Raw genomic sequence first — 6,154 nt, forward strand, 5'->3', positions numbered from 1 at the left:
CAACCATGTCGTCTGCCATGGCATTCCCGACAACAAGCCGCTCAAGGATGGCGACATCGTCAACATCGACGTCACCTACATCCTCGACGGCTGTCACGGCGATTCTTCGCGCATGTATCCGGTCGGCACGATCAAGCGCGCCGCCGAGCGCCTGCTCGAAGTCACGCATGAATGCCTGATGCGCGGCATTGCAGCGGTCAGGCCGGGCGCCCGCACCGGCGCCATCGGCGCCGCCATCCAGACCTTTGCCGAAGGCGAGCGCTGCTCGGTGGTGCGCGACTTCTGCGGCCACGGCGTCGGCCAGTTGTTCCATGACGCGCCGAACATCCTGCATTACGGCAGCGCCAATGAAGGCGTCGAGATGCGGCCAGGCATGATCTTCACCATCGAGCCGATGATCAATCTGGGCAGGCCGCATGTGAAGGTTCTGTCGGACGGCTGGACTGCGGTGACGCGCGACCGCTCGCTGTCGGCGCAGTACGAGCACACGATCGGCGTGACCGACACAGGGTGCGAGATTTTCACGCTGTCGCCCAAAAAGCTCGATCGCCCCGGCCTGCCGGCTTAGAGCGCGTCTGCCCGGCAGGAGGCCGTCTATGCCGACTGCACGCCAGCGGCATTCGGCAGGTCGATGGTGACGACCAGTCCGCTGGGCTGGTTGTCCTCCAATTCGATCCTGCCGCCGTGACCCTGGACGATGTCGGCAACGATCGACAGGCCCAGACCGAAGCCATGCTTCGATGCAATGCCACGCGACGCGTCTTCCTTGAAGAATGGTTCGAAAACACGGGCGCGTGCCGTCATCGGAATACCCGGCCCGTCGTCCCCTACCGTGATGCGCGCCGCCGTGCCGGTCGCTGTCAAGGCGACCGTGACATTGCCAGCGAATTTGACCCCGTTGTCGCAGAGATTGGCGATCGCACGCGCCAATGCATTGGGCTTGCACCAGCCCAGGAGCCGGTCCGGCCCGGAATATGAGACAGGAAATCCGACATCGGAGAACTCGGCGCAGACGGTTTGCAGAACGCTGGCAATGTCGGCGAGCTGCAGCTTCTCCGTCGAAACATCGTTGCGCAGATAGGTCAGGGTCTCGTCGATCAAGATTTCGATGTGCTGGACATCGGACAGGATTGCGGTTCGGATGGGTCCATCATCCATACGCTCGGCGCGAAGCCGCAGCCGCGTCAACGGCGTGCGCAGATCATGACTGACGCTGCGCAACATGCGCGTGCGATTTTCGATCATCGTGCGGATGCGCGTCCTCATCCTGTTCAGGGCGCGCGCCAATCCCACCATTTCAATGGAGCCGTGTTCGACGAAGAGCTGTTCGCCATTCTCAATCTCGGCCGAACCGACTGCTGCCGAGATGCGCTTCAATGGATCCGTCACGGCCCAAACCGCAAACAGCCAGATCAGCACGGGCAAGGCGACGAAAGCCATGAACCTGTAGAACGAGGCACGGACGAGGCCCGATGTCAGCCAGGAATCGGGCATGCCGAAATGGGCCAGGACGTCCTGCTGGTCCAAGTCGATGACAAACGCGTATCGGCCGCCGATCCTTAGCCAGCGTCCATCAACCGTCCCCCTGTCGATACGCAAAAGCCATTCGACACTTCGCCATTGCAGATAGGACTGGGGAATGCCGGCTATCTGGTCCCTGGGCAATATCTCGAAATCAAAGCCGGCCCGCTTTGCTGTCGCCAGAATTGCGCTACGCGCCTCCGCCGGCGTTTCTTGCAACAAGGCAGCAACAACGCCTGCACGCCTTGCGTTATCTTCCGCGGCGGGAAGGTCGACGTTCTCTATGAAACTCTCAACGACCGAACCGACGAACATGATCACGATCACCGCGATGAAAATGATCGCCACAAACTGCCCACGCACAGACTGCGGCAGGAAACGGCGGAGGATATCACTCATGCTTCCTCCACCGTCGCGGTGAAGATATAGCCACCCAACCGAACGGTCCTCAAAAGCACCGGATCGCGCGCATCCTTTTCGATCTTCCTGCGGATTCGACTGATATGGACATCGACGCTACGCTCGATCGGCCCCGCGAGCCCGGCATGGGTTACGCCCAGAAGTTCCTCGCGAGAGAGAACCCGGCCCGCATTGCGACAAAAGGCAAGCAACAGGTCGAATTCATGCGTCGTGGTCGTAACCCGCGCATTGTTGGGGTCATGCAATTGCCGGCGTATTGGATCGAGGCGCCAGCCGTTGAAACGAAGCACCTTCGACCAGTCCCGCTCGTCTGGAGCATAGGCTGTGCGGCGCAGCAGCGCCCGTATCCTGGCCGTCAATTCGCGCGCGCTGAACGGTTTCGTCACATAGTCGTCGGCGCCGATTTCCAGCCCGAAGATGCGGTCGATTTCCTCACCGAGCGCGGTCAGCATCAGGATCGGAATGTTGGTTCCGGCACGAAGACGGCGGCAGATGTTGAGACCGTTTTCGCCCGGCAGCATGACATCGAGCACGATGAGATCGAATTTCTGGTTGCGAAGCGCGGCGTTCATCTGGACGCCGCTCTCGGCAATTTCCACGATCATGCCGTTGTCGGTGAGCGTCTCGCCCAGCATGCGCGCGATCTCAAGATCGTCTTCGACAATGAGGATGCGCGAACCTTGCCTTGCCGACCTGGATTCGGCGCTCAAATCGCTTTGGTGCCGTTGCTGTGCCATTCCGGAGTTTGTCTAGCCTGCATTTGGTGCCTGGGTAGGCGTCAGAACCGATATCCGACGAGAAGCATCCCTGAAGGCTGGATCTTTTCGACGACAACAGGGCTGTCGGCAGCGTCACCCAAGAGAACACCGACCCCCGCTTCGCCGCGCACCATCCAGCTCTCGTCGAGCATATATGTGGCGGAAATCGAAAAATCGGCGCGCTTCAAACCGGCACCGGCATCATAGCGCGCCAGCCCCGAGCGAGCCGATTGTTCGGGCGTGACACCAAAATAGGCCTGCATGTAATTTTCGTCGGCGAAGACGGCGGACGCGCTGGCGCCGATCATCAACGATTGAGACAGAGGCCGGGTCACCTCGATCCCCACCCTGCCCTCAAGGCCATCGCTGCCGCCGATGGTCTTGTCGAGTTGCGCGAATATTTCGGCCGGACCGAACTTCGCCGCTGCCTTCACGCCGACCGTCGCGCCCATGTCGACGTCCCCCAAGCCGCGCAGATGGTCGGAGTCGTCTTCCTTGCGGCCCATCTCGTAGCCAAGCCGAGCGCTGAACGCGAACGGTCCTTGTTCATAGACGGCGATGTTGGCACCTGTCGGGTCGATCGTCACCGTGTCGAGGAATGTCGCCGTGACGAAAGGCACCGGCATGATCTTGAACTCATTGCTGCCTTCGTATTTGGGGACGATGATGGCGCCGCCGCCGACCACGACATGCCAGTCGGACAGCTTCTGTTCGAAACGCCCGAAACGGGAAGGCTCGGGCGGCAGGGTAAAATCATCGGAATTCACCGCAATGGCGTCTGCCGCCAGCGCGCCCTCCGAATGCGTCGAAAGCAGGATTGCCATGGCCGCGAGAGATGCCCGGCCGGCCAACAGTCCAGAGTCAATTTTGGCGAACATGCGCGCTCCAGTATAGCGAGGCAACGAGCCTCCGATGGCGCCAACATGTCAGGTGAAAGTGGCCGCATGCGTTAAGTGATGTTAAGTTTTGTTGCGCAATCGTGGTTTCATCTTGCCGTATGAGAAAGCCGTAGCGACGATCTGCCGTGGGACGTCTCGCGATCGGGGAACAGAACTGTTTCAATCCCGGCCAGAACAGTTCTAATGTCTGCGCTGGAGCAATGTGGGCGGTGTATGGGGAACACAAACGACGACGACGAGCGGAGTTTCTTCTCCGAAGCGCCGATGCGGCCTGCGGCGAAAGCCAAGGCGACGCTCGACGAAAAGCCGCATTACCTCGGTCACCGCGACCGACTGCGCGAGCGTTTTGCCCTGGCGGGTCCGGACGCCCTGCCCGATTACGAACTTCTGGAACTTCTGCTTTTTCGCCTGATCCCTCGTGCCGACACCAAACCGGCGGCCAAGGCGCTGCTGGCGCGCTTCGGCACGCTGGCCGAAGTGCTCGGGGCGCCGGTTGGCCTCTTGCAGGAAGTCAAGGGCATTGGCCCTGCGGTGGCGCTCGATCTCAAGATCGTCGCGGCAACCGCGCAGCGCATGGCGCGCGGAGAGGTGCAGGGTCGCGAAGTCCTCTCGTCCTGGACACAGCTTCTTGCCTATTGCCGGTCGGTCATGGCCTTCGAGGCGCGCGAGCAGTTCCGCATCCTGTTCCTCGACAAGAAGAACGCGCTGATCGCCGACGAGGTTCAGCAGACAGGCACCGTCGACCATACGCCCGTCTACCCGCGCGAGGTGGTCAGGCGCGCCCTCGAACTCTCGGCCACCGCCATCATCCTAGTCCACAATCACCCGTCGGGCGACCCCACACCCTCACGAGCCGATATCGAAATGACGAAGGAGATCATCGAGGCGGGCAAGCGGCTGGGCATCGCGGTGCACGACCACATCATCGTCGGGCGGAAGGGATATGCCAGCATGAAGGGCCTGTTGCTGATCTGACGGGCCGGGGGCATGCCAAGACCGTCCGATCAGGCCCGGGCGATCGAATGAAGTGCAGGAAATTCGCCTGCACAATCTTTTACCAAAAAATTTGAAAATTGTTCAATCTTGGAAAGAGGGCCCAAGGTCCGCTCTATCTCTGGATTAAACTTCCAATCGAGAGGAATTCTCTCTTGATTTTTAGAAGACAATTCCGTTGAGGCATCGCATTTTCGCTGCTACCGTTTTGAAACGCTTCAATTGGAACTCCGCCATTGCAACGCAAGCGCCCGACCATAGCGGATGTCGCACGAACCGCCGGTGTCTCCATCGGCACGGTTTCGAATTTCATCAATGGAACGGCAAGCCTGAAGGAAGGCACGCGCGACCGCATCGAGAAGGCGGTTGCCGCGCTGATGTATCGGCCGAGCTCCTTTGCGCGCTCACTGCCGGGCCGCGCGCCACACAGGCCAAAGAACCTCGATCACCTGCCAAGACTTCTGGTCGCCGGTAGGGTGAGTGTCGACTTCCTGTGCCGCGTCGACGTGCTGCCGCATCGCGACGACCGGATCACCGCCAGCCACATCGACAAGGCGCTGGGTGGCCCCGCAGCCAATCTCGCGGTTGCCGCCGCCGGCATCGGAGCACCCTACGCGCTGGACGTTGAGCTGGCGACAGCGGTCGGCCAGGATCCAGAGAGCGATTGGGCGCTCGGCGCGCTTTCGAAACTGAGTGTCCACGCCTTGCCGATCCGCAACACGCCCAACAACCGCCTCTCCCAGGCGATCGTGATCATCGAGCGCAATGGCAGCCGGACGATCATCAGCGAACCGTTCGAGCTTGGCGAGGTCGACCTGACAGCCAATCTGGATATCCAGCCCGAGCAACGTCCGGCCTGCCTTCATATCGAAGGCTTCCACTACGAGACGATGACCGCGTCCATCGCTCGCTTTCATCAGGCGGGCTGGAAGGTGAGCCTGCATTCGGCCGGTCTTCCCAAAAGCGCACGCACGCCGGAAACCTTCTCGCAGATGGTCAAACAGATCGATCTGACCTTCATCAACGATGTGATGATACGGGAAATCTTCGACTTTCGCAGCCGTATGGCGACGACGATCGAAGAGGTGCGAGTGATGTTATCACGCATCAAACAACGGGGAACGGTCGTGCTCACCCTCGGCGAGTTCGGCGCCGTCGTTTTTCCGGCGAATGGCGGTCCGCAGATCGAGGTGCCGGCGCTGCCGGTCAATCGCGTCGACGCGACAGGCGCCGGCGACAGCTTTGCCGGCATCTTCCTTGCCCTTTGGCTGCATGGCGCGTCGCTCGACGACGCCGCGCGCTATGCGGCAATCGGGGCGAGCCTGACGACAACGGTTGAAGGCGCGCAGGGTTACATCGCAGACTTTGCCACGCTGAAGGCTGCGGCCCTGGCGAACAATGCCGTGATGGCCAGTTGAAACAATGGCTTATCGACGTTTCGACCTGGCGCGGAACACCGCATCAACCGACGAAATCAGGAGAGTATGATCATGGCGAAAACAAAAGTCCTTCTTGTCGGCGAAAGCTGGGTGAGTTCGGCGACCCACTACAAGGGGTTCGACC

The 6,154-nt window shown here is 60.8% G+C and carries 7 protein-coding genes; 4 read left to right on the forward strand and 3 right to left on the reverse strand.

Features of this window, described 5'->3' with window-relative positions:
• Window positions 1-568, forward strand: a 568-nt coding sequence (gene map, locus EN906_RS19475) for a type I methionyl aminopeptidase (protein WP_127375314.1), incomplete at its 5' end; no start/stop codon positions are given.
• A gap of 26 nt (window positions 569-594) precedes the next feature.
• Here the strand turns inward: map and EN906_RS19480 are convergent.
• Genes EN906_RS19480 through EN906_RS19490 form a run of 3 tightly spaced genes read right to left on the reverse strand, consistent with a single transcriptional unit; the run spans window position 595 to window position 3,577 of the window.
• On the reverse strand, window positions 595-1,920 hold the full coding sequence (locus EN906_RS19480) for a HAMP domain-containing sensor histidine kinase (protein WP_127272229.1): 1,326 nt from the start codon (window positions 1,918-1,920) through the stop codon (window positions 595-597).
• Entirely contained in the window at window positions 1,917-2,678 is a 762-nt protein-coding gene (locus EN906_RS19485; protein ID WP_032900681.1) for a response regulator transcription factor, read from the reverse strand. The genes EN906_RS19480 and EN906_RS19485 overlap by 4 nt, the downstream gene beginning before the upstream one ends.
• Window positions 2,679-2,719: 41 nt before the next feature.
• Entirely contained in the window at window positions 2,720-3,577 is an 858-nt protein-coding gene (locus EN906_RS19490) for a MipA/OmpV family protein (RefSeq protein ID WP_127270995.1), read from the reverse strand.
• A gap of 234 nt (window positions 3,578-3,811) precedes the next feature.
• Here EN906_RS19490 and radC point away from each other — a divergent pair, with 234 nt between their 5' ends.
• From radC to EN906_RS38345, 3 genes are all read left to right on the forward strand, one after another.
• Complete coding sequence (gene radC / locus EN906_RS19495; RefSeq protein WP_127272228.1) at window positions 3,812-4,573, forward strand: DNA repair protein RadC; 762 nt, start codon at window positions 3,812-3,814, stop codon at window positions 4,571-4,573.
• Between the two features lie 254 nt (window positions 4,574-4,827).
• The gene (locus EN906_RS19500; RefSeq protein ID WP_127272227.1) at window positions 4,828-6,009 is read left to right on the forward strand and encodes a PfkB family carbohydrate kinase; all 1,182 of its coding nucleotides are present in this window, start codon (window positions 4,828-4,830) and stop codon (window positions 6,007-6,009) included.
• A gap of 72 nt (window positions 6,010-6,081) precedes the next feature.
• Window positions 6,082-6,154 (forward strand): glutamine amidotransferase (locus EN906_RS38345; protein ID WP_245484301.1); only part of this gene is annotated, 73 nt, incomplete at its 3' end.

Source organism: Mesorhizobium sp. M7A.F.Ca.CA.004.06.1.1, assembly GCF_003999135.1.
GTDB lineage: Bacteria > Pseudomonadota > Alphaproteobacteria > Rhizobiales > Rhizobiaceae > Mesorhizobium.

Bases quoted from the DNA above. Each gene is read 5' to 3' on its own strand.
- EN906_RS19480 (WP_127272229.1), bottom strand. From the start codon at position 1,920: ATGAGTGATATCCTCCGCCGTTTCCTGCCGCAGTCTGTGCGTGGGCAG.
- EN906_RS19485 (WP_032900681.1), bottom strand. From the start codon at position 2,678: ATGGCACAGCAACGGCACCAAAGCGATTTGAGCGCCGAATCCAGGTCG.
- EN906_RS19490 (WP_127270995.1), bottom strand. From the start codon at position 3,577: ATGTTCGCCAAAATTGACTCTGGACTGTTGGCCGGCCGGGCATCTCTC.
- radC (WP_127272228.1), top strand. From the start codon at position 3,812: ATGGGGAACACAAACGACGACGACGAGCGGAGTTTCTTCTCCGAAGCG.